At 24.5% G+C, this 24371-nt stretch carries 22 protein-coding genes and 1 pseudogene; 10 read left to right on the top strand and 13 right to left on the bottom strand.

Annotated elements, in window-relative coordinates; all coding sequences use genetic code 11:
• Positions 1-12 precede the first annotated feature (12 nt).
• The 5 genes from ftsZ (at position 13) to speD (ending at position 4392) form a co-directional block, all read left to right on the top strand.
• Positions 13-1167: a cell division protein FtsZ gene (gene ftsZ / locus D9V63_RS01090; protein WP_158368608.1), complete on the top strand. Its 1155-nt coding sequence runs from the start codon at positions 13-15 to the stop codon at positions 1165-1167.
• A gap of 234 nt (positions 1168-1401) precedes the next feature.
• A complete protein-coding gene (gene erpA / locus D9V63_RS01085; protein ID WP_158368606.1) occupies positions 1402-1746 on the top strand; it encodes an iron-sulfur cluster insertion protein ErpA in 345 nt (114 codons plus the stop codon).
• Between the two features lie 33 nt (positions 1747-1779).
• Positions 1780-2490: a 5'-methylthioadenosine/adenosylhomocysteine nucleosidase gene (locus D9V63_RS01080; RefSeq protein WP_158369278.1), complete on the top strand. Its 711-nt coding sequence runs from the start codon at positions 1780-1782 to the stop codon at positions 2488-2490.
• Positions 2491-2697: 207 nt separating this feature from the next.
• Positions 2698-3558, top strand: coding sequence for a polyamine aminopropyltransferase (gene speE / locus D9V63_RS01075; protein ID WP_158368605.1), 861 nt, complete (start codon positions 2698-2700; stop codon positions 3556-3558).
• Between the two features lie 27 nt (positions 3559-3585).
• On the top strand, positions 3586-4392 hold the full coding sequence (gene speD / locus D9V63_RS01070) for an adenosylmethionine decarboxylase (protein ID WP_158368603.1): 807 nt from the start codon (positions 3586-3588) through the stop codon (positions 4390-4392).
• A gap of 124 nt (positions 4393-4516) precedes the next feature.
• Here the strand turns inward: speD and lpdA are convergent, their stop codons facing one another.
• From lpdA to D9V63_RS01050, 4 genes are all read right to left on the bottom strand, one after another.
• Complete coding sequence (gene lpdA / locus D9V63_RS01065) at positions 4517-5941, bottom strand: dihydrolipoyl dehydrogenase (RefSeq protein WP_158368601.1); 1425 nt, start codon at positions 5939-5941, stop codon at positions 4517-4519.
• A gap of 51 nt (positions 5942-5992) precedes the next feature.
• The gene (locus D9V63_RS01060; protein ID WP_261979543.1) at positions 5993-7156 is read right to left on the bottom strand and encodes a 2-oxo acid dehydrogenase subunit E2; all 1164 of its coding nucleotides are present in this window, start codon (positions 7154-7156) and stop codon (positions 5993-5995) included.
• Positions 7157-7169: 13 nt separating this feature from the next.
• Positions 7170-9833: a pyruvate dehydrogenase (acetyl-transferring), homodimeric type gene (aceE, locus tag D9V63_RS01055; protein WP_158368599.1), complete on the bottom strand. Its 2664-nt coding sequence runs from the start codon at positions 9831-9833 to the stop codon at positions 7170-7172.
• A 230-nt stretch (positions 9834-10063) separates the two neighbouring features.
• Positions 10064-11113 carry a GMP reductase gene (locus tag D9V63_RS01050; RefSeq protein WP_158368597.1) on the bottom strand — a complete coding sequence of 350 codons (1050 nt, stop codon included), beginning with the start codon at positions 11111-11113 and terminating at the stop codon, positions 10064-10066.
• A 152-nt stretch (positions 11114-11265) separates the two neighbouring features.
• Between D9V63_RS01050 and coaE the strand changes: the two genes are divergently transcribed.
• Positions 11266-11919 (top strand): dephospho-CoA kinase, encoded by a 654-nt coding sequence (gene coaE / locus D9V63_RS01045; RefSeq protein ID WP_158368595.1) that lies wholly within the window; start codon positions 11266-11268, stop codon positions 11917-11919.
• A gap of 13 nt (positions 11920-11932) precedes the next feature.
• Here the strand turns inward: coaE and D9V63_RS01040 are convergent, their stop codons facing one another.
• The 8 genes and pseudogenes from D9V63_RS01040 to truA all read right to left on the bottom strand — a co-directional run bounded on the left by D9V63_RS01040 (position 11933) and on the right by truA (position 18177).
• Positions 11933-12226, bottom strand: a complete 294-nt coding sequence (locus D9V63_RS01040) for an NUDIX domain-containing protein (RefSeq protein WP_261979553.1) — start codon at positions 12224-12226, stop codon at positions 11933-11935.
• Positions 12227-12357: 131 nt separating this feature from the next.
• Entirely contained in the window at positions 12358-14976 is a 2619-nt protein-coding gene (gene secA, locus D9V63_RS01035; RefSeq protein WP_158368593.1) for a preprotein translocase subunit SecA, read from the bottom strand.
• A gap of 269 nt (positions 14977-15245) precedes the next feature.
• A complete protein-coding gene (locus D9V63_RS01030) occupies positions 15246-15539 on the bottom strand; it encodes a hypothetical protein (RefSeq protein ID WP_158368591.1) in 294 nt (97 codons plus the stop codon).
• 45 nt (positions 15540-15584) lie between these two features.
• The gene (locus D9V63_RS03140) at positions 15585-15719 is read right to left on the bottom strand and encodes a hypothetical protein (RefSeq protein ID WP_261979542.1); all 135 of its coding nucleotides are present in this window, start codon (positions 15717-15719) and stop codon (positions 15585-15587) included.
• 138 nt (positions 15720-15857) lie between these two features.
• On the bottom strand, positions 15858-16085 hold the full coding sequence (locus D9V63_RS01025) for a hypothetical protein (protein ID WP_158368589.1): 228 nt from the start codon (positions 16083-16085) through the stop codon (positions 15858-15860).
• The gene (locus D9V63_RS01020) at positions 16072-16380 is read right to left on the bottom strand and encodes a hypothetical protein (protein WP_158368587.1); all 309 of its coding nucleotides are present in this window, start codon (positions 16378-16380) and stop codon (positions 16072-16074) included. Before D9V63_RS01020 ends, D9V63_RS01025 begins: the two co-directional genes overlap by 14 nt.
• Positions 16328-16555: pseudogene (locus D9V63_RS01015) on the bottom strand (transglycosylase domain-containing protein); the annotation flags it as partial. The gene D9V63_RS01020 and the pseudogene D9V63_RS01015, both read right to left, overlap by 53 nt.
• 809 nt (positions 16556-17364) lie before the next feature.
• On the bottom strand, positions 17365-18177 hold the full coding sequence (truA, locus tag D9V63_RS01010) for a tRNA pseudouridine(38-40) synthase TruA (protein ID WP_158368583.1): 813 nt from the start codon (positions 18175-18177) through the stop codon (positions 17365-17367).
• Positions 18178-18443: 266 nt separating this feature from the next.
• Between truA and dksA the strand changes: the two genes are divergently transcribed.
• The 3 genes from dksA (at position 18444) to panC (ending at position 20680) form a co-directional block, all read left to right on the top strand.
• Positions 18444-18899: an RNA polymerase-binding protein DksA gene (dksA, locus tag D9V63_RS01005; protein ID WP_158368581.1), complete on the top strand. Its 456-nt coding sequence runs from the start codon at positions 18444-18446 to the stop codon at positions 18897-18899.
• A 101-nt stretch (positions 18900-19000) separates the two neighbouring features.
• Positions 19001-19792: a 3-methyl-2-oxobutanoate hydroxymethyltransferase gene (gene panB / locus D9V63_RS01000; RefSeq protein WP_158368579.1), complete on the top strand. Its 792-nt coding sequence runs from the start codon at positions 19001-19003 to the stop codon at positions 19790-19792.
• Positions 19793-19822: 30 nt separating this feature from the next.
• The gene (panC, locus tag D9V63_RS00995; protein ID WP_158368577.1) at positions 19823-20680 is read left to right on the top strand and encodes a pantoate--beta-alanine ligase; all 858 of its coding nucleotides are present in this window, start codon (positions 19823-19825) and stop codon (positions 20678-20680) included.
• Positions 20681-20689: 9 nt separating this feature from the next.
• Here the strand turns inward: panC and hpt are convergent, their stop codons facing one another.
• The gene (gene hpt / locus D9V63_RS00990; protein ID WP_158368575.1) at positions 20690-21223 is read right to left on the bottom strand and encodes a hypoxanthine phosphoribosyltransferase; all 534 of its coding nucleotides are present in this window, start codon (positions 21221-21223) and stop codon (positions 20690-20692) included.
• A 681-nt stretch (positions 21224-21904) separates the two neighbouring features.
• On the opposite strand from hpt, the gene thrA reads away from it, so the two are divergent.
• Positions 21905-24352, top strand: coding sequence for a bifunctional aspartate kinase/homoserine dehydrogenase I (gene thrA / locus D9V63_RS00985; protein ID WP_158368573.1), 2448 nt, complete (start codon positions 21905-21907; stop codon positions 24350-24352).
• Positions 24353-24371 lie beyond the last annotated feature (19 nt).

The following is a 24371-nucleotide window of genomic DNA, read 5'->3' as shown; positions in this document are numbered from 1 at the left end:
TGGAATTAAATTATGTTTGAACCTGTAGAATTAAGTAATAATGCAATAATTAAAGTAGTTGGAGTTGGCGGAGGTGGTGGCAATGCAGTAGAATATATGGTTAGAGAACGTATTGAAGGTGTAGAATTTTTTGCTATTAATACTGATGCCCAAGCTTTAAGAAAAATAGAAGTAGGACAAACTATTCAAATAGGAAATAATATTACTAAAGGACTAGGAGCTGGAGCAAATCCAGAAATTGGACGAAATTCAGCAGAAGAAGATAAAGAACTATTAAAATCAGCATTAGATGGTTCTGATATGGTTTTTATAGCTGCTGGAATGGGAGGAGGAACTGGAACTGGGGCTGCACCAGTGGTAGCGGAAATTGCAAAAGAATTAGGTATTTTAACTGTAGCAGTAGTAACAAAACCTTTTAATTTTGAAGGTAAAAAAAGAATGATTGTAGCTGATCAAGGAGTTATTGAATTATCAAAATATGTAGATTCCTTAATTACAATACCAAACGATAAATTACTTAAAGTACTCAGTCGGGGTATTTCTTTATTAGATGCTTTCGGTGCGGCAAACAATGTATTAAAAGGTGCTGTACAAGGTATTGCTGAACTCATTACAAGGCCTGGTCTTATGAATGTAGATTTTGCTGACGTTCGAACTGTGATGGTTGAAATGGGATATGCAATGATGGGAACAGGAATATCTTCTGGAGAAAATCGCGCTGAAGAAGCTGCAGAAATAGCAATATCTAGTCCTTTATTAGAAGATATAGATTTATCAGGAGCCAGAGGTGTTTTAGTTAATATTACTGCTGGTTTTGATTTAAAATTAGATGAATTTGAAACTGTCGGAAATACTATTAGATCTTTTGCTTCAGATAATGCGACAGTTGTTATAGGAACATCTTTAGATCCTGATATGAATGATACACTCCGCGTAACAGTAGTAGCAACTGGAATTGGAATGGAAAAATATTCAGATATTAATCAAATTAAACAAAAATCTTCTAAAGAAACATTAATGGATTATCGTTATCAATATTTAAATACGTCATCTACAATATTAGATAAAAAACATATAAAAAATGAAATTAAAGAAAAAGAGCAAATAAAACGTAAAGAACCAGAATATTTAGATATCCCTGCATTTCTTAGAAAAAGATCTGATTAATTTTTCAAATGAAAAATAAAAAATTTAACTATAAAATATAGTTCAGTTATATTATTTTTCTATATTTTTTATTATATAATTAACCTGCGCCAATAAAAAAATAATCTATCGGCGCAAGGATTAAATAAATTATTTATACTTAATCTATATTCATTTCTTTAAATTATTTATTTCATGATAAGATATGATATCTTATTTTAAACAATATCTAAATATTTCGAGAATATATTGAAAGTGAAACACATTATTAATAATCATATTAAATTAACAAAAAATGCAATTAAAAAAATTAAACACCTTACTTTAACTAAAACAAATAAACACTTAAAATTAAGAATATATATTCTTGGAGGCGGATGTAGTGGGTTTCAATATCAATTTGTTTTAGATGATAAAATAAATCAAGACGATATATTAATTAACGAAGGAGATGTTTCTTTAATTGTAGACCCTATTAGTTTACAATATTTAAATGGTGGTAAAATAGATTATATAGAAAATTTCGAAGGATCAAAGTTTATAGTGTATAATCCAAACGCAAAAAATACATGCGGATGTGGATCATCGTTTAATATATAAAAAATTAAATAATTAAAAATAATTAATATGAATATAAATATTGGAATTATTGGCGCTATAGATCAAGAAATTAAAATATTTAAAAAAGTTATAATTGATAAACAAGTAAAAAATATTGGACAATTTCAAATTTATATAGGAAAATTTAAAAAAAATAATATTTTTTTAATAAAATCAGGTATTGGCAAAGTTTCAGCCAGTATTGCAGCTATGATACTTATAAATTTCTTTAAAATTAATATTATTATCAATAGCGGTTCAGCAGGAAGTTTACATCCTGAGTTAAAAATAGGAGATATTATAATTCCTAATAAGTTATGTTATTATGATGTAAATTTAATAAATTTTGGATATGCTAGAGGTCAAATACCTCAATACCCAAAAACTTTTAAAATAAATAAAAATTTATATCATGTTCTTATAGAAACTGCTATAAAATTCAACTTTAAATTTGCTACAGGTTTACTTATTACCGGAGATTCATTTGTTAGAGGAGAAAACTTTATTAACAAATTAAAATTACAATTTTCTTATGCGATCGCAGTAGAAATGGAGTCTACAGCAATAGCTCAAGTATGTTATCAATTTAATATTCCATTAATTGTTGTCAAGTCAATATCTGATCTATCTGATACGCAAGCTACATCAAATTTTAACAAAAATATATCTCTTGCATCATTACAATCTTTTAATTTAGTTCAATTAATATTAGAAAATACACAATTTTATGAATCTATTGAATAAATAATAGAATTATTTTAATATTTTTGATAATCTTTATTAAATTTAAATATTTTTGAATAAAAAAAAATAATTATACAATATTTAAAATATTTAACAAAAATCATTATCCTTCTTTAAAAAATCTAAAAGCAAACTCTATTGTTTCAATACACTCAAAATCAATTACTAAATAATTTATTATTAATATATTTAAGGGTAAAAAATACCATGATTAATAACAAAATATGGCATGAAAAACTTCATTGTCATCTTGGACAATATTTTTTAATTGATAAAATGTTATATCAAGAAAAAAATAAACACCATGACATTAAAATATTTAATAATTCAGTTATGGGTAAAATGATGACAATAGATGATATTGTACAAACAACAGAAAAAGATGAATTCATATATCATGAAATGTTAAGTCATATACCTATATTTTCTCATGGAGACATAAAAGATGTATTAATAATAGGTGGAGGTGATGGAGGTATATTACGAGAACTATGTAGGCATAAAAATATTAATAATATTACGATGGTAGAAATTGATATTAATATTATTAATTTATGTAAAAAATACTTCCCTAAACATAGTAATAATGCATATGAAGACCCTCGTTTAAAGCTCATCATTGATGATGGATTGCATTTTGTCAAAAAAACTACTAATAAATTTGACTTAATTATATCTGATTCCACAGATCCAATTGGACCTGGGAAAAATTTATTTATTTCAGAGTTTTATTTATATTGTAAAAAAATTCTTAAAAAAAATGGAATTTTTGTGGCACAAAATGGTATTTCTTTTTTTCAAAAAGATGAAATTGTTTCAACTTATAAAAATTTAAAAAAATATTTTTATGATACTAGTTTTTATCAAGCAGCAATTCCCAGTTATTATGGAGGAACAATGATGTTTGCATGGGGCTCTGATAATATAAAACTACGTTTAACTCATATTGAACAATTGAAATCTCGTATAAAAAAAACAAAATTAATTTTTAACTACTATAACCCTCAAACACATATAAGCAGTTTTGCTTTGCCTCAATATATAATTAATATGTTAAATGAAAGTTAGAAATCCTTTCATAGGAGAGTAATTAAATTGCAAAAACTAAAATTATATGGCTTTAATAATTTAACAAAAAGCCTAAGTTTTTGTATCTATGATATTTGTTATGCAAATACTAATAACTCAAGAAATAGCTATATTGCATATATTGATGAACAATATAATGCTATCCGATTGACAAAAATATTGAAAAAAACATGTTCAATTATTGGTGCTAATGTGCTAAATATATTTCATCAAGATTATGATCCACAAGGCGCTAGTGTGACTATATTAGTATGTGAGGAACCAATAACTTTAGATACAGTCGACGTTGAAAAAAAAAATAAAAATATTATTTCATCTTCTGTTTTAGCTCATCTAGACAAAAGTCATATTTGTGTCCATACATATCCCGAAAGTCATCCTCAAAGTGGGATTTGTACTTTTCGAGCAGATATTGAAGTTTCAACCTGTGGGATCATATCTCCACTTAACGCATTAAATTATCTTATAAATCAGTTAGAATCAGATATAGTGACAATTGAATATCGAGTTAGGGGGTTCACCAGAGATATCGATGGAATTAAGCATTTTATTGATCACAAAATCAACTCTATTCAAAACTTTATGTCTAATAAAATCAAATCTATGTATGAAATGGTTGATGTAAATGTATACCAAGAAAATATTTTTCATACTCGAATGTTATTAAAGGAATTTAATTTACAAAATTATTTATTTAATATTAATGTACAAGATTTGTCAAAAAAAGAGTCTTCGTATATTGTGGATTTATTATGGAAAGAAATGAGAGAAATATATCATGGTAGAAACATTCCAATGATAGAATCGATATAAAATTTATATAATTTTATATATTTCTAAAAAATTAATATTTAATATAATTCTTTTAGAACAAGAAAAGATTATAGAAATATAATTTCTATAATCTTTTCTTGTTCTAAAAGAATTATATTAAATATTATGTAAAAGTATTTTTTTTTAAATTTAATAAATCTGTTATTGTACCTTGGAAAATCTCCGATGCTAAACAAATTGATTCGCTTAAGGTTGGATGAGCATGAATAGTAAGGGAAAGATCTTCTACATCGCATCCCATTTCAATTGCTAATGTAATTTCATTAATCAATTCTCCAGCATTTTCACCTACTATAGCCCCTCCAATTAGTTGTTTATTTTTTTTATTAAAGATTAACTTTGTCATACCTGTTGTGCAATTTGAAGCATTTGCTCTTCCAGAAGAATTCCAAGGAAAAACAGAAGCTTCGTAATCAATATTTGATTTTATAGCATCTTTTTCATTAAAACCTACCCAAGCAATTTCAGGATCAGTATAAGCTACAGAAGGTATTACCTTAGGTTCATAATAATGATTTTTACCAGAAATTACTTCAGCAACAATATGTGACTCATGAATAGCTTTATGAGCTAACATAGGAAAACCTATAACATCACCAATTGCATAAATATTAGATATGTTAGTTCTAAGTTGGTTATTTACTTCAATAAAACCAAAATCATTTAATTTCACTCCAATTTTATCTAATGCTAAATTTTTAGTATTAGGATTACGTCCTACTGCAACTAAAACATTATCATAGCAAATATTATAACTTTGATTATTACCTTCTGTAGAAACAATTAAACCATTTTCGTTAGATTCAATATTTTTAACCTGAGTATTTAAAAACAAATTAAATCTTTTATTAATCGATTTAATATACATTTCAGACACATCTTGATCTACTGCAGGAAGAAAAACATTAAAACGATCTACAATATCTACCTTGGATCCTAACGCGCTGTATATTGTTGCCATTTCTAAACCAATAATTCCTCCTCCTATAATTAAAAAACGATTAGGAATATTGTTCAATGACAAAGCATCTGTAGAATCCCAAATTCTATAATCTTGTGCTGGTAATGAAGGTATTTTAATTGAATGAGAACCAGTGGCAACAATAGCATATTTAAAAGATACTTCAAATTGATTTTTATTATTTTCTACAATAATATTATGATCATTTTCAAAATAAGCCGTCCCTTGAATAAATCTTATATTTCTTTTTTTACTTATATTATATAAACCATTTGTAAGTTTATTAATGATATGTTTTTGCCAATCTTGAATTTTTTTAATATCAATAGAAGGTTTATTAAAAAATACTCCTGCTTTAGATAAATCATTTGCATTTTTTATTACTTTTGCTATATGTAATAAAGATTTTGAAGGAATACATCCTGCATTTAAGCAAACACCTCCTAAATTTTCATAACGTTCTATTAAAACAGTCTCTAAACCTAAATCAGAACACCGAAAAGCCGCAGAATAACCAGCAGGTCCTGATCCTAAAACTACTACTTCTGCTTGAATTTTTTGATGCATGAAAACCTCTTTAATGATTAATTTTATAAAAGATGTTTGATCAATATAAAATTACATAACTAAAAATCGTATATCAGATAATAATTTCTTGAGAAAACAAATAAAACGAGCTGCGTCTGCTCCATTAATAACACGATGATCATAAGATAACGATAAAGGTAATATCAAAGATGGAATAAATATTTTACCATCCCAGACTGGTTTAATAACTGCTTTTGAAACTCCCAGAATTGCAACCTCAGGAGAATTAATAATTGGCGTAAACCAATTTCCACCAATACCTCCTAAATTTGAAATTGTGAAGCAACTGTTTTTCATATCTAATTTATCTAATTTATTTTTACGTGCTTTTTCAGAAAGTGATATTAATTCAGACGATAAATTAATAATACTTTTTTTATCAACATTTTTTAATACTGGAACAAGTAAACCATTTGAAACATCTACAGCAATTCCAATATTAATATATTTTTTAAAAATAATTGTTTTTTTATCTACAGATAAAGAGCTATTAAAAATCGGAAATTCCAATAATGCTCGCGATACTGCTTTAATAATGAAAATTAATATAGTAATATTGCTATGATGAATATTTTTTTTACATTCTTCTGTATTATAATGCTTACGAAATTCTTCTAATGTAGTGATATTTACCTCTTCAAATTGTGTTACATGAGGTATATTTATCCAATTATTATACAAATTATTTCCAACAATCTTTTGTAAATGATTGATTTCAATTGTTTCTACTTTTAATTGATGTCTATCATGACAAACATTTTTTGTATATAATTCAAGATCATTTTTTAAAATGCGATTTTTTCTACCAGAACCTAAAATATCACTTAAATTAATATTTAATTCACGCGCTAATCTCCTAATTGATGGTGTTGCATGTACTATATTTTTTTCAGTATTAATAGTTGATGTTTTAATATTAAGAATATCAATGTCGTCTTTTTTTTGATTATTAGGATTTTTTTCATTAGTTGTAAAAATCATTATAATAGCATTAGTAGAAACTTTATCTCCAATTTTTACGTTGATTTCTTTTACCACTCCGGATATTGGAGACGGTATTTCCATAGAAGATTTTTCGCCTTCAACAGTTATTAATCCTTGTTCTATTTGAACTTCTTCATTTAATTTAACTAAGATTTCTATTACTTCTACTTGATCTAAACCAATATCAGGCATTTTAACTTCAATATGCACTTTATCTCACTCCTTAAGCTAAACGCGGATTAATTTTATCCGCATTAATATTAAATTTAATAATTGCATCTTCTACCACCTCTTGATTTATCTGATTCAATTTAACTAATAAACTTAAAGAAGCTAATACAATATAATGAGCGCTAACTTCAAAGTGATTACGTAATTTTTCACGACTATCTGATCGCCCAAAACCATCTGTACCTAGCACATAATATTCCTTTGAAGGAATATAATTACGGACTTGCTCTGCAAATAATTTCATATAATCGGTAGCAGCAACAGCAGGAGCTGAATTCATAATTTTGTTTATATAAGCAATTTTCTTTTCTTTTTTTGGATGCAACATATTCCATCTGATACATTCTTCTCCATCTCTAGCTAATTCTGTAAAAGAAGTCACACTATAAATATCAGTAGTGATAGAATAATCATTAGATAAAATCTCGGCAGCTTCACATACACACCGTAAAATAGCTCCAGAACCCATTAATTGTACTTTTAATCCAGTAGAATTTAATGTTTTTAATTTATAAATTCCCTTACAAATTCCTTGTTCCACACCCTTGGGCATAGCTGGCATATAGTAATTTTCATTGATCGTGGTGATATAGTAATATATATTTTCTTGAAGTGGGCCATACATTCTTCTTAGACCATCTTGTATAATAACTGCGACCTCATAAGCAAAAGCAGGATCATAAGAAATACAATTTGGTATTGTTAAAGCTTGTATATGACTATGACCATCTTCATGTTGTAAACCTTCTCCATTTAAAGTTGTTCTTCCTGATGTCCCTCCAATTAAAAAACCTCTTGCTTGTTGATCGCCTGCAGCCCAAAAAAGATCACCAATTCGTTGAAAACCAAATATTGAATAATAAATATAGAAAGGAATCATAGGAAAATTATTAGTACTATAAGAAGTTGCAGCAGCAAGCCAAGATGAAGCAGCTCCTAATTCATTAATTCCTTCTTGCAATATTTGTCCTTTTTTTTCTTCTTTATAATATGCTAATTGTTCACGATCTTGGGGAATATATTTTTGTCCATCAGAACTATAAATTCCAATTTTTCTAAACAAGCCTTCCATTCCAAATGTACGTGCTTCATCAGCAATAATAGGAACAATTAAATGTTTGATGGAATCATTTTTTAAAATTAAATTCAAAACACGAATAAAAGCTATCGTAGTAGAAATATGTTTGTTTTGTTCTTCTAACAATGACTGAAAATCTATTAAATTTGGAAGATTTAATGGCTTAGTAAATCTAGATAAACGAAATGGAATATAACCACCTAACTTTTTTCTTTGATATTGCATATAGCAATATTCTTTAGAATTTTTTTTAAAAGTAATATAAGGTAATTTTTCTACTTCCTCATCAGATATAGGAATATGAAAACGATTTCTGATATACATAATTCCATTAATATTTATTTTTTTTATCTGATGTGCAATATTTTTACCTTCTGCAATCATGCCCATACCATAACCCTTTATAGTATGTGCTAAAATAACTGTAGGTTTTCCTTTAGTTTCTTTGGCTTTTATTATTGCATTAAACATTTTTTTAGGATCATGACCGCCTCGATTTAAATTCCATATCTCTTCATCTGTCATATTTTTAACTAATTCTAGCGTTTCTTTATATTTTCCAAAAAAATGTTTTCTAACATAAGCACCATTTTTGGATTTTAATGTTTGATAATCACCATCTATTGTTTCATTCATTAATTGAATTAACTTCCCAGTTTTATCTTTTTTTAACAAAATATCCCATTTCCCGCCCCATATTACTTTAATTACTTTCCATCCAGCTCCATAAAAAAAACTTTCTAATTCATTTACAATTTTACCATTTCCTATAACTGGACCATCTAATCTTTGCAAATTACAATTTATTATAAAAATTAAATTATCTAACTTTTCTCGAACTGCAATAGAGATAGCTCCTTTAGATTCTGGTTCATCCATTTCACCATCACCTAAAAAAGCATAAACTGTTTGTTTTGAAGTATTTTTTAAATCTCGATTATGAAGATATTTTAAAAATTTAGCTTGATAAATAGAAAAAAGAGGACCGAGCCCCATAGAAACAGTCGGAAATTGCCAAAAATTAGGCATTAATTTAGGATGAGGATAAGAAGATAACCCATTACCATCAACTTCTTGTCTAAAATTATCGATTTGCTTAATAGATAAACGACCTTCTAAAAACGATCGTGCATAAATTCCAGGAGAAATATGACCTTGAAAATAAACTAAATCACCCCCATCATAATCGTTTCTAGCACGAAAAAAATGATTGAAACACACTTCATATATAGTTGCTGATGATTGAAAAGAAGATAAATGACCACCTAATTCTAAGTTTTTTTTTGATGCACGCAATACCATCATAATAGCATTCCAACGAATAGCGGAACGAATTTTTTTTTCTAGAATTAAATCACCAGGATATTCAACTTCATCTTCATCATTAATTGTATTAACATAATTACTAGTAAAAAAACATTTAAAAAAATTTGATTTATTTATTTTAGATTGTTGTAAAACTTTTTCAATTAAAAAACGAGCTCTTTTAATACCATCTTTTTTAATAACAGATTCAATTGATTGCATCCAATCATTAGTTTCAATTGGATCCACGTCATCATAAAAATTTTCTGACATGGTACAAGTTCCTTATATATTATTTTTAATTATAAAATTTAAATTAAATTCAAAATATTAAGTTAATTATTACTTGATATAGAATTAAATATTTTAAATAAAATTTCTTGTCTATTTTATAAAATAATTAATTATTAATTTCTAAAAAAAATCAATAAAATCAACTATATAATAATTAATTTTATTGATTTTATTATTTTTGAATTTTTTAAAATAATATATAATTTATCTCAATATGTAAAATTATTAAAAACACAGTTTTCTTGTTCTCCTACTCTTATAAAAGTAGTTCTTTTAGTTAACTCTTTTAACTTTTGAGCGCCTACATAAGTGCAAGCAGATCTAAGTCCGCCTAAAATGTCACGTATAGTTATATCGACATTGCCCCGAAAAGGTATCTTCACTGTTTTACCTTCTGAAGCTCGATATCCTCTAATTTTACCAGTATAACGTTTCATTGCTGAAATAGAACTCATGCCATAAAATAACATAAATTTTTTTAAATTTTCTTTAATAACTTTTCCTGCGCATTCATAATGACCTGATAACATACCGCCTAACATCACAAAATCCGCACCACCTCCGAAAGCTTTTGCTATATCTCCAGAAACAATACAACCACCATCACTAATAATTTGGCCATTTAATCCATGTGCCGCATCTGCGCATTCTATAATAGCCGAAAGTTGAGGATAACCTACACCTGTTTTAACTCTTGTAGTACAAACTGAACCTGGCCCGATACCAACTTTAACTATATCAGCTCCAGATAAAATTAGTTCTTCAACCATTTCTCCAGTAACAACATTTCCAGCACAAATAATTTTATTAGGAAACATATCTCTTACTTTTTTTAAAAAAGAAACAAAATATTCTGAATAACCATTAGCAACATCAATACAAATATATTTTAATTGAGAGGATAATAATAAAATTTTTTGAATTTTTAAAAAATCTAAATCAGATGTTCCGATAGATACAATAACATGTTCTAATGTTTGTTCTGTAGATTTATTGATAAAAACTTTCCATTCATCAAAAGAATAATATTTATGTATTGCAGTTAAAATGTGAAAATTTGATAAAGATAAAGCCATATCAAATGTTCCAATAGTATCCATATTGGCAGCAATAATCGGGATACCAGACCATTTATTATCAGAATATTTAAAAGTAAAAGGACGAACAAGATCAACTTCAGATCGACTTTTTAAAGTAGATCTCTTTGGTCTAATTAAAACATCTTTAAAACCTAGCTTAATATCTTCTTCTATACGCATATAATTAATTTCCTAAAATAATATGAAAATAAAAAATATATAAAATAGACATATTTTTTAAATTTATTAAATATTGTTATTGAAATACTATATATTTTAATTAAGATAATAAATATTTTATATGTTTAAATAATCTTAAATAAAAAATAATTATGACTTATATTGTAGCACTTACTGGAGGCATTGGTAGCGGAAAAACTACTATTTCTAATAGCTTTAAAAAAATAGGTGTAAATGTTATTGATACTGATATTATCGGAAAAAAAATAGTAGAAAAAAACATAGAAATATTTAATTCTATTAAAAAAAAATTTGGAAATAGCATATTAAATTCAAATCATTCAATAAACCGGAAATTACTTAGAAAGTACGTTTTTAATGATAAGCAAATAAAATTATGGTTAGAAAATATGTTAATTCCTGAAATTTATAAAGAGAGTAAAAAACAAATAAAATTAGTAAACGCAATTTGGTGCCTATGGGTTGTTCCATTGCTAATTGAAAAAAAACTAAATACAATAGCAGATCGAATTCTATTAGTTGATACACCTGAAAAAATTCAAATACAACGTATAATAATACGAGATAAAATTAGTCGATATCAAGCAAAAAAAATAATTTATCAACAAACTAGAAGAAATAAAAGAATTTTAATTTCAGATGATATTATTTTTAATAAGAATAAAAATATAAAAATATTAGATACATACGTTTATTATTTAAATAATTTTTATACATATTTATTTAGTAAATATAAATTCAAAAAAAAAATTTTTAAAAAAAATTATTTAACTAAATTATACTAATTAATGTTAATTTTTACTTAATGCTATTTAATTTTTTTATTATAGTAAAATTAGCATTTGGAAATTTTTTAAATTTTATTTTTTTTAAATCAACCCAACTGTAATTATATCCTTCTTGGCTACATGCTTTACCTTTCCACTTTGTTATTAAAAAAAAATATAATTTAATTTTTTTATAAAAAATTTTTTTAACTTGAAAAAAATTAAACTTTAATATTTTTATACCCACTTCTTCTAATAATTCACGTCTTAATCCGCATATAACATTTTCATTTTCTTTTACCTTTCCACCTGGAAATTCCCAAATGTTTTTCTTGTATTTAATTTTATTTGCTTTAGTAATATAAATTTTTTTTTTTTTATAATAATTCCAATTGCTATTTTTTTATAAGTCATAAATATAATGTAAGTTAAAAATAATATATTTAAAATATATAATTATATAATACCATGACAATATTTATATTTTTTTTTAGAACCACAAAAACATAACGTGTTCCTTCCAATTTTAATATTATTCAATGATTTATCTAAATTATCTTTAAAATTAAAATATTTTTTTGTAGAAGATACATTTAATTTGCTAAGAAAAGATATAACTTCATATTTAAGTAATCCTAACATGCTAGAAAACATATCAAAAGATTCTCTTTTATATTCTTGTTTAGGATCTTTTTGTGCGTAACCACGTAGATGAATTCCTTGTCTTAAATAATTCATAGCTGATAAATGCTCTTTCCAAAGATCATCTAATGTTTGCAACATAATAGATTTTTCTACAATTCTCATATTAGAATTTCCTATTAAAACTTCTTTGTCTTCATAATTTTTTTGTGCAATATTAATAATTCGATCTATAATGTTATCTATAGTTAAATTAAAATCTTTTTTTATCCAATCTAAAATTGATACATATATATTAAATTCAACTTTTAATTTATTTTCTAGCTCTAAAGTTTTCCAGCTATCTTTTTCAATTTTTTTATTGATGTATTTTTTTACAGTCAAATTCAATACATCTATTAAAATATCATTAATAATTTTTTTTATATTTTTTGAATTAATTAATTTATTACGTTGAGCATAAATGATTCGACGTTGTTCATTATATACATCATCATATTCTAGTAATTGCTTTCTAATATCAAAATTTCTATTTTCTACTTTTTTTTGAGCATTTTCAATTGCTTTAGTAACCCAAGGATGTTCGATAGCTTCATTCTCAGAAAGACCTAATTTACGCATCATATTAATAATTTTTTCGGAGATAAAAATCCTCATTAATGAGTCTTCCATGGACAAATAAAAACGAGAAGAGCCACTATCTCCTTGCCGACCTGATCGTCCTCTTAATTGATTATCAATACGGCGCGATTCATGACGTTCAGTTCCAATAATATGAAGACCTCCAGATGATACAACTAAATCGTGTTCTTTTTTCCATTTCCTTTGAATCATTGTAATTTCTTTTAAAGATATTTTGTTATTTAATTCCAAATTTATACTGCCACCTAAAACTATATCCGTACCTCTTCCGGCCATATTAGTAGCAATGGTAACTGACTTAGATTTTCCAGCTTGAGCTATAATTTCAGCCTCTTTCGCATGAAATTTTGCATTTAAAACACTATGTTTAATATTTAACTCTTTTAATCTTTTTGAGATCACTTCTGATTTTTCAATAGATACTGTTCCAACTAAAACTGGTTGATTATTTTTAATGCAATTCTGAATGTCTTTTAAAATAGCATATATTTTTTCTTTCTCGGTCATATATACTAAATCAGGCATATCTTTCCTAATCATGGGTTTATTCGTAGGTATAACAATTGTATCTAAATTATAAATAGAACTAAATTCGAATGCTTCTGTTTCTGCAGTACCTGTCATACCTGCTATTTTATTATATAAACGAAAATAATTTTGAAATGTAATCGATGCTAAAGTTTGATTTTCATTTTTTATATTGACTTGTTCTTTAGCTTCTATTGCTTGATGCAAACCATCCGACCATCTTCTTCCCGGCATAGTTCTACCTGTATGTTCATCAACAATTATTACATTATTATTTTTTACAAGATAGTCTACATCTCGAATAAATAATTGATGAGCACGTAAAGCTGATATAACGTGATGCATTAATATAATATTATTAGAAGAGTATAATGATTCATTCTTTTTCATTAATTTCTTATGAATTAATAATTTTTCAATTTTAATTAACCCTCTTTCAGTTAAGTAAATTTGTTTTAATTTTTCATCTACTGAAAAATGACCTTGCCCTTGAAAATCATCAGAATCTTCTTTTTTTTGAGAAATTAAAAAAGGTACTATTTTATTAATTTCTTTATATAAAAAAGAACTATCTTCTGAAGGACCTGAGATAATTAAAGGTGTCCTAGCTTCATCTATTAAAATCGAATCTACTTCGTCTATTAACGCGTAATATAATTGACGCTGTACTCTCTCTTCATTACAAAAAATCATATTATCACGTAAATAATCAAATCCATATTCATTGTTTGTTCCATAAGTAATATCACAAGAATAAGCATATTTTTTTTCAGAAAAAGACATATCAGATAAATTTAATCCCACTGATAGTCCAAGAAATTCAAATAATGGAGTATTTTTTTTAGCATCTCGTTCTGCTAAATAATCATTCATTGTAACTATATGCACACCTTTTCCAGGTAAAGCATTTAAATATGCAGGAAGGGTAGATGTTAAAGTCTTTCCTTCTCCTGTTCGCATTTCTGCAATACATTGTTTATTTAAAACTATCCCCCCAAGAACTTGAACATCAAAATGACGCATATTAAAAACACGTTTACTTGCTTCTCTAACTGTAGCAAAAGATTCTACTAATAAATTGTTTAAATGTTCTCCTTTTTTTAATCGAGATTGAAATAATTTTGTATTTTCTTTAAGCTGTATATCTGAAAACTTTTCAAAGGTTTTTTCTAAATAATTAATTTCAGAAACAATTTTATTGTATTTTTTTAAAATACGATCATTATAATTTCCAAAAATTTTCTTTAAAAATTTAATTAACATATTATAATTCTCAAATTATATTTTTATTTAAATTTAATAATTTTTATATAATTTTTAATGAATAAATGTATTTTCAAATATCTATTAAATTTTAAATATATTAATTTAAAAGATTAAAATTAAATTCATATAAAAAATTCTTTTTATATTTACTATTTTTTTAAAATTATCTTCTATATTGTTATTATATAAATTTTGAGTATTTGAAAACCATTAGTATATATTCTTTATATTCATCATTGTTTTATAAAATAATTTTCCATTATTATTCATATACGGATGTTTTTTGGAGAATTTAATATTAACGGAGTCGGGTGTTGATATTCAAGATATTTTTGATAAACTTGCATTGCTCCAAAAAGTCCATATAATCTCGAAGATTTATTATAATCTTGTCCTATCCAAGTAACTACAATTTGTTTTTTATCTGCTTCTACGAACCAACTATTTACTAAATTATTAGTAATTCCAGTTTTTTCAGATAAACATAACTCGTTAAATAAAGTACCTAAGGATTTAGATATTCCAGAGTTTAAAACCTTTTGAATAGCATATACTATCAAGTATTCTGATTCAGAAAAAAATATTTTTTTAAATTGTGGTAAATTTTAATATAATATTTCCCTGTTATCAGAAATAACAAATCTTACTAAAGATAATAATGCTTGATAGCATTCATTTGAAATTACTTGAAAAAATTGAGCAATTTCAATAAATATCAAATTAATTGATCTTAATGACATTGAAGGAAAACAGTTTAAATATTTTCTGAAAATATACAAATAAATCCAATATTCTATTAATAAATTTAAACCTATATCAATGCTTAAACTAACTATAGATATATTTATAGAACTATTTAATGATACTAAAAGTATTACTCATCTATTAAACTGATGATTGTTATTTTTAGTAATCCAATATGCACCATTTTCTAATTTAATTGAAATGAGATAATTGGATATCCAACTATTTAAATGATATTTTTTTAGATTAGATAAATCTTTTAAGTAAATAACGGGTTTATAAAAAGAACCAATAAAACGACAAGCTTTTGAAACACGATTATAATAATAAAATATTGGATAAGTAACACTAATTAAGAGCATTAATTTCACCATTGAATTTATCTAGTACAATCGTTTCAATTTCTAAATATTTTAATTTTTTTTGTTTTTTTAATTCAGATATACTTACTGAAACAAATTTTTCAATAGTGTTTTGAGATACAGAGTCTAAAGTAGTAAATATTTTAAAAATTTCTAATCTTGTAGCTTTATCTCTTAATTTTTCTTTGACCTGCTTCTGAAGAAATTGTAAAAAATTTAGATTATCTGAAATTATAAACCCTTTAGAATGAATTTTTAAAGGTTTTTGCGATAATTTTAAATAATTTTTTTTCAATTGAACCTTGATTACATAAAGAAGAGCCTTTAACCATAGCTACTAATAAAGCATATTGATCTAAATTTAATTTATCAATTGGTCGGCTAAAATAACAAAAACTAGCGAGTGAAAAACCTCCAATCTGTTCATTACCAGCTTGCTCCAAATAAACTTTATTAAAATATAATTCTAAAAAACGATTTTTTTATAAAACCAATCTAAAATCAACGTTATATACATTTCATTTATTTTTCTCCATACTAAACAAGCATGTTTTAAAAAAAAATTTTAACTAACTGTAGATTAAGCTTGCTACCTCTTTGTATTATTTTACCTTCCATAATATTAACTAATAAGACTATAATAAGATGATATATTAATGCTATCATGCTTGTAAAACTTTCTATCTTCAATTATTAATAATGTTTTAATTAAAATCATAGGATATTTAGATCAAGAAAGAAAAATAGGTTTTTTAAAAGATTTTAGCATACTAATGAACTTTGGTTCTAATCGAAACAAATTAAAATCACGACAATTTTCAATGTTTTGAATTTTTAATAAAAATTTCTATTAAAAGCTAATTTTATATGAAGTTCACTTTCATGAATATCTATGAATTAAAAGACCAGTGTATAAGTTTTATACTTTTATCTTATCTTTTATATTCTTCAGGAAGCATAATTTTATTAATTTTTTTACACATTGTACTTATAAAAAATTTCAATTTCTTTTTGAGAAAATAAACTGTCTAGTTATAAGTTTATTATTTGACTATATGTTTAAGCAGGAAAATACTATACCTTGTCATTAATTACATAATGAATCTTCATATATAAAAACAACATAAAAAATTATTAAAATTAATATTAGAATAAAAACTTTTTCTAATAATTTTATTTTTTTTATTCATATACATTTAAGACCTTATTGATATAAAAATTTTTTATTTAGAAAAATTATATTTTATTTAAAAATTTAAATAAATTCTTAAAGTGTATTTTATCTAAAAAAATTATTATTTTGTTTTAATAAAATATCTTCAGATTTTGGTAAGTTAAAACATGCTGGATACTGAACAGATAATAAATATAAACCCTTAGCTGGAGCGGTAGGACCTGCATAACTTCTATTTTTTTTTTTCAATAAATTTTTCATAATATTTTCTTTATTTATAGAGTTAATTTGAACTAAAGAACCAACAATATTACGCACCATGTGATAAAGAAAAGAATTTGCTGTAATATCAATAACAACGAAATGATGAATACGATAAACATTTATTTTTGTGATTTCCCTTCGAGCTGAATATGATTGACATCCTAATGCTTGAAAGGAAGAAAAATCATGATTACCTAGTAAATGCTGTGCTTCAGAGTACATTTTAGAAATATTTAACTTTTTATGAATATGACTCGATTGTTTATATAAAATACTAGAACGACAAATATCATTATATATTAGGTAGCGATAAGTTCGTCTAATAGCACTATGACGTGCATGAAAATGAATAGGAACTTCTTTAACCCATTTTATTGAAATATTTTTAGATAAATAAGTGTTTACCCCTACTGTCCAAGCGTACTGACTTCTTATAGAAGTAGTTTTGAAGTGAATTACTTGCCCTATACTATGAACACCGGAATCAGTTCTTCCAGCGCAAATAACGTTAACTTTATGATTTGCGATTTTAGATAAACATCGTTCTATTTCCTCTTGAACAGAAGAATAGTTTTTTTGACGTTGCCAACCATGATAATATTCTCCATGATATTCAACTCCTAAAGCAAATTTTTTTACTTCTTTCTCTATCATTTAAAATCATCCTTATTTATAGGTAAGTAGTTAGACCAAGTTTCAATTTATAAATCTATAGTTTTATAAAAAGATATTTAATTAAAGTTTGTGTTAAAATTAGGATTAAATAATTTTATAATAAAATATTGTACTGATAAAAATTATTTATAAAAAATAAATATATTACATATAAAATGTTTATAAATTATTTATAATACATATTTATTATTCTAAAGAATAATATCTTTTAAATTTGATATGAATTTTTTTAATAGGAAAAAACTATGGAAAAAGAAAAACAAAAAAAAAAATCTTCTTTAAATGTTCTTTCTATTGCTGGATTAAGCCCTTATCAAAAAAAAATAGATGAACAATATATGAATGAAAGTCAAATGTTACATTTCAAAACAATTCTTGAAACATGGAAAAATCAACTAAAATTTGAAGTCAATCATACTCTACTCTATATACAAGATAAATCGACTAATTTTCCAGATCCAATTGATCGAGCTGCACAAGAAGAAGAATTTAGTTTAGAATTACGGAATCGAGATAGAAGTCGAAAATTAATTAAAAAAATTGAAATGACTTTAAAAAAAATAAAAAATAATGATTTTGGTTATTGTAATTCTTGTGGAATTGAAATTGGAATACGTCGTTTAGAAGCCAGACCAACTGCAAGTTTATGTATTGATTGTAAAACATTAGCAGAAATTAGAGAAAAACAAATGGCTGGTTAATACATATAGATTAGGATATTCGATTGATATATTAAATTATCTCGAGTATCCTTTCAATTAATTTATATTTAAACATTAACTTTTCAATAATTAGGTCTAATATGGAATATATTAATATTTCTACATTACAAAACTGGAAAAATAAAAAAAATAAATTTGCTGCAATTACAGCTTACGATTTTAGCTTTGCTAAATTATTTGCGAATGAAGGCATTCCAGTTATACTTGTAGGCGACTCTCTCGGTATGACAATTCAAGGACATAACTCAACAATACCTGTAACAGTTAAAAATATTGAATACCATACAAAAGCAGTCAGAAAAGGCGCGCCTAATGTTTTCTTAATATCTGATTTGCCATTCATGTCTTATTATGACATTAATCAAGCATTAAAAAATACCTCTAAAATAATTCAATCTGGTGCTAATATGATTAAAATAGAAGGCGGAAAAAATTTAATTCATATTATTCAAGAACTATCTCGCAATTCAATACTAGTATGTGGACATATAGGACTTACTCCGCAATATATAGATTATTTAAGTGGATATAAAATTCAAGGAAAAACTAAAAAAGATGCAAATAAAATAATAGAAGACGCTTTATTACTTGAAGAAGCGGGAATTAAAATGCTGGTATTAGAGTGTATTCCTGCAAAACTATCAAAAGAAATTACTGAAAGATTATCTATTCCAGTTATTGGAATAGGAGCTGGAAATCAAACCGACGGACAAATATTGGTAATGCAAGATCTATTAGGAATTACTGAAGGGAAAAAATTAAAATTTACAAAAAATTTTCTTTCAAATAACGGTAGTATTCAAAATGCAATTAAAGCATATATTAATGCAGTAAAAAACGGTATTTTTCCTAATAAAAAATATAGTTTTTGAAAAATTCAAATATCATTAAATAGGACTATTATGTATATAATAAAAACAATAGATTGTTTATATAAAAAAATTCAATTTTTTAAGAAAAAAGGAAAAACATTAGGATTAGTACCTACGATGGGTAATTTACATAAAGGTCACATAGAATTAATTTTACTAGCTAAAAAACATGCAGATATTGTTATCGTAAGTATTTTTATTAATCCTATGCAATTTGATAATACATTAGACTTAAAAAACTATCCTCAAACTTTTTTAGAAGATTACTTAATATTAAAAAAAGAAAAAATAGATATTTTATTTGCACCTGAAACACCCGAAATTTATCCAAATAGTATAAACATGCATACATATATAGAAGTACCTAAATTATCTAAAATTATTGAAGGAAAATCACGACCTGGACATTTTACAGGAGTAACAACAATAATTGGAAAGTTGTTTAATTTAATACAGCCAAACTTTGCATTTTTTGGGGAAAAAGATTATCAACAGTTATTAATTATAAAAACTTTTGTTAAAGAATTAAACTACCCAATAAAGATAATTAGTATGCCTACAATTCGATTGAAAAATGGATTGGCTTTTAGTTCAAGAAATAGATATTTAAATAATTTAGAACTTAAGAAAGCGCCTTTTTTGTATAAAACTATAAAAAAAACAATAAATATTATCATAAAAAATAATGGAAATAAATTACATGAAACGATTGATTTCGCAAAACAATCTTTAATACAAAAAGGATTTCTAGTTGATATATTTAATGTATACAATTTAAAAACATTAAATTTTTTTTCTAAAAAAAATAAAAAAAATATCATTCTTGCGTCTGTTTGGTTAGGTAATACTCGTTTAATTGACAATGAAAAATTTATATTACTAAATTAAAAAATGCTTTTATTTCTGAAATACAACTTTTCCAATATATGGTAAATAACGATAACATTGAGCATAATCTATACCATAACCTACTATAAACTCATCAGGTATAGAAAAACCTATAAAATCAATATTAATATTTACTTCACGACATTCAGGCTTATCTAAAAGTGTACAAATTGATAAAGATTTTGGATTCCTTAATTTTAAAATACCCAATACTTTACTTAAAGTTTTTCCAGAATCAATGACATCTTCTACAATTAATACATTTTTATTATAAATATCTTCGTCTAAATCTTTGATAATTTTTACATCGCCACTTGATATAATGCCACGTCCATAACTAGAAGTCGTCATAAAATCAACTTCATGTTCAATTGTAATATTACGACACAAATCTGCTATAAATACAAACGAACCGCGTAATAAAGCGATTAATATCATTTTGTTTTTACTATGTTTATATTTTCTAGTAATTTCTTCTCCTAATTCACGAACACGTACATTTAACTCTTTTTCAGAAAAAATAACTTTAATAGTATGTTTCATAATATTAACTAAATTTTTAATTTAAATTACATTTTATTATACTAAAAATGATCTAATTGATCTGTATTAAAAGAAAAAAGAATATATCAAAAATAATTTTTTTAATGTGAAATTAAAAATTCAAATCTTTATTTCTTTAAACATTACAATAATAATTATTATTTTATAAAAAATTATTGTAATACTAATTAAATACTACATATAATTATTTTTTATTTCATTTTATATCTTAAAATATATATTTTTTAAAATATCAACATAAATATTTTAATAAAAAATTTTATAATTTAAAATAATTTTATAAATATAAAAAAATTTCTAATAATAAATTATTTCATCTAATATTATTTAAAAAAAATAAACTAAATTTATGATAAAATTAATAACATATAAGTTATACTAATAATAAAAAAATTTAAATATATTTTCAATTACAAATCTAATTCTTATTAAAAACTGCCTAATAAAATAATTAAATTACTTTAAAAACATTTATTAATTTTACCTTTCAAGGTATTACACAAGAATATTAATATCTATTTACAATCTTATCTCAATAGAGTAACTATTCTAATTTGTTATAAATGAACTCGTATATAATTTATGAGTAATATATTTTAATAAAAATTTATTATAAATAATATAAATTTTTTATGAAATAAATTTAAGGATTCATAAAATATGAAACTATTAAAATTCGGTGGCACTTCATTAGCTAATGCAAAAAAATTTTTATGTGTAGCTGATATTATAGAAAAAAATAAAAATCATGAACAAGTTGCGATAGTTCTTTCTGCTCCAGCTAAAATAACTAACTATCTAGTTAATATTATTGAAAATAATATTAACATCAATCAAGCGTTAGAACAAATTGAACTTTCAGAAAAGATATGTATTGAAATCATAAAAAATATCAAAAAAATACAATCTAACTTTTTATATGAAGAAACAAAAAAAATAATTAAAACAGAATTTAATCAATTACAAAACATTATATATAATTTTGCATCGTTAAAAAAATACCCTGAAAATATACAAGCTATTATAATGTCTCGCGGGGAAATACTTTCAATTGAGATTATGAAAAATATATTAATATCTCGATTTCATCAAGTTACTATTATAAATCCTGTTGAAAATATTATATCTAAAGGAAGTTTTTTAAATTCTAAAGTAGATATAAATGCATCTAAAAAATGTATTAGTAAAATAAATATCAAAAATGATAATATTATTTTAATGGCAGGTTTTATTGCTGGTAATAACAAAGGTGAATTAGTAATATTAGGACGTAACGGATCAGATTATTCTGCAGCAATATTAGCTTGTTGTTTAAATTCAAAGTTATGTGAAATATGGACAGATGTTGACGGTGTTTTTACTGCAGATCCAAGAAAAATATTTAATACTTTTTTATTAAAATCAATATCATATGAAGAAGCAATGGAACTGTCTTATTTTGGAGCTAAGGTATTGCATCCTCGAACTATTGAACCACTTAAAGATTTCAATATACCATGTATTATTAAAAACACTTCGAATATTAAATCCAAAGGTACATTAATTTGTCAAAAAAATAATTCCAATGAAAACATGCTAAAAAGTGTTACTAATATAGATGATATTGCAATGTTTATAGTGTCTGGTGATTTGATCAAGCAAAACAATAATCTAATTTCAAAGATATTAGATATACTTAAAAAAGAAAATATTAATATTATATTAATTACTCAATCATCATCAAAAAATAATTTTAATTTTTGTATCTTAGAAAAAGATACAAAAAGAACAATGATTTTACTAAACCAATTATATGAATTAGAATTAAAAGAAAAATTATTAAATAATATTAATATAATTAGAAATTTATCTATATTATCTATAATTGGTTTTAATATTTTTCAAAAATCTAATCTTACTTCAAAAATTTTTTCTTCTTTAGGAAAATCTAAAATTAATGTTCTTGCAATTTCACAAGGGTCGTCAAAATATTCTATATCGGTAGTAATCAAAAAAAAGAATATTTTACAAAGTATGCAAACTATTCACGATGAATTATTTTATAATAAAACAATTATAAATGTTTTTTTAATTGGCATCGGTGGAGTAGGTAAATCATTAATAAATCAAATATTAAAACAAAAAAAATTTTTAGAAAATAAAAATATAGAAATTAAAATACGTACTATTGCCAATTCTAAAAAAATATTATTTTTAAATAACTGTATTGATTTAAAACATTGGGAAAAATATTTTAAAGAGTCAAAAGAAAAATTTAATCTTGAGATTTTAAACAAATCGTTAAAAAATAATTGTTTTTTAAATTCTGTTGTGATTGATTGCACTTCTGATGAAAATTTATCTAAACAATATGTTAACTTTATTTCAAAAGGATTACATGTTATTGCATCCAATAAAAAAGCTAATACTAGTTCGTTAGAATATTATAATAAAATTAGAAATACTGCATTAAAAGAAAATAAAAAATTTTTATACGAAACTAATGTTGGAGCAGGATTGCCTGTAATACAAACATTGCAAAATTTATTTCATACAGGTGATAATCTCATTTGCTTTAAAGGTATATTATCTGGATCTCTATCTTTTATATTTGGTAAATTAGAAGAAAATATTTTATTATCAGATGCTACTAAACAAGCTAAAGATTTAGGTTTTACAGAACCAAATCCATGTGATGATTTATCAGGTATAGATGTTGCTAGAAAGTTATTAATTTTAGCGCGTGAAGTAGGATATGAAATAGAACTAAAAGATATTGAAATTGAACCGATATTACCTGAACATTTTAAAAAATATCACAACACCGAAGAGTTTTTATATAAACTTAAAGAAATGGATGCAATTTTTATAGAAAGAGTAAAAAAAGCAAAAAACTCAGGAAAGGTATTACGTTTTGTTGGAACAATAGAAAAAGGAGGAAAATGTTCAGTAAAAATTGAAGAAATCAATAGTAATAATCCATTATATAAAGTTAAAAATGGTGAAAATGCACTGACATTTTATACAAATTATTATCAACCGATCCCTCTTGTATTAAGAGGATATGGTGCTGGTAATAATGTTACTGCCTCTGGAGTATTTTCTGACCTACTACGTATAATATTATAAACGTCAGTGTGGAGTACAG

The organism is Buchnera aphidicola (Aphis nasturtii), from assembly GCF_005083345.1.
GTDB lineage: Bacteria > Pseudomonadota > Gammaproteobacteria > Enterobacterales > Enterobacteriaceae > Buchnera > Buchnera aphidicola_R.
Note: the sequence above shows the minus strand (reverse complement) of the source record. Positions and strands in the feature narration are given on the sequence as shown.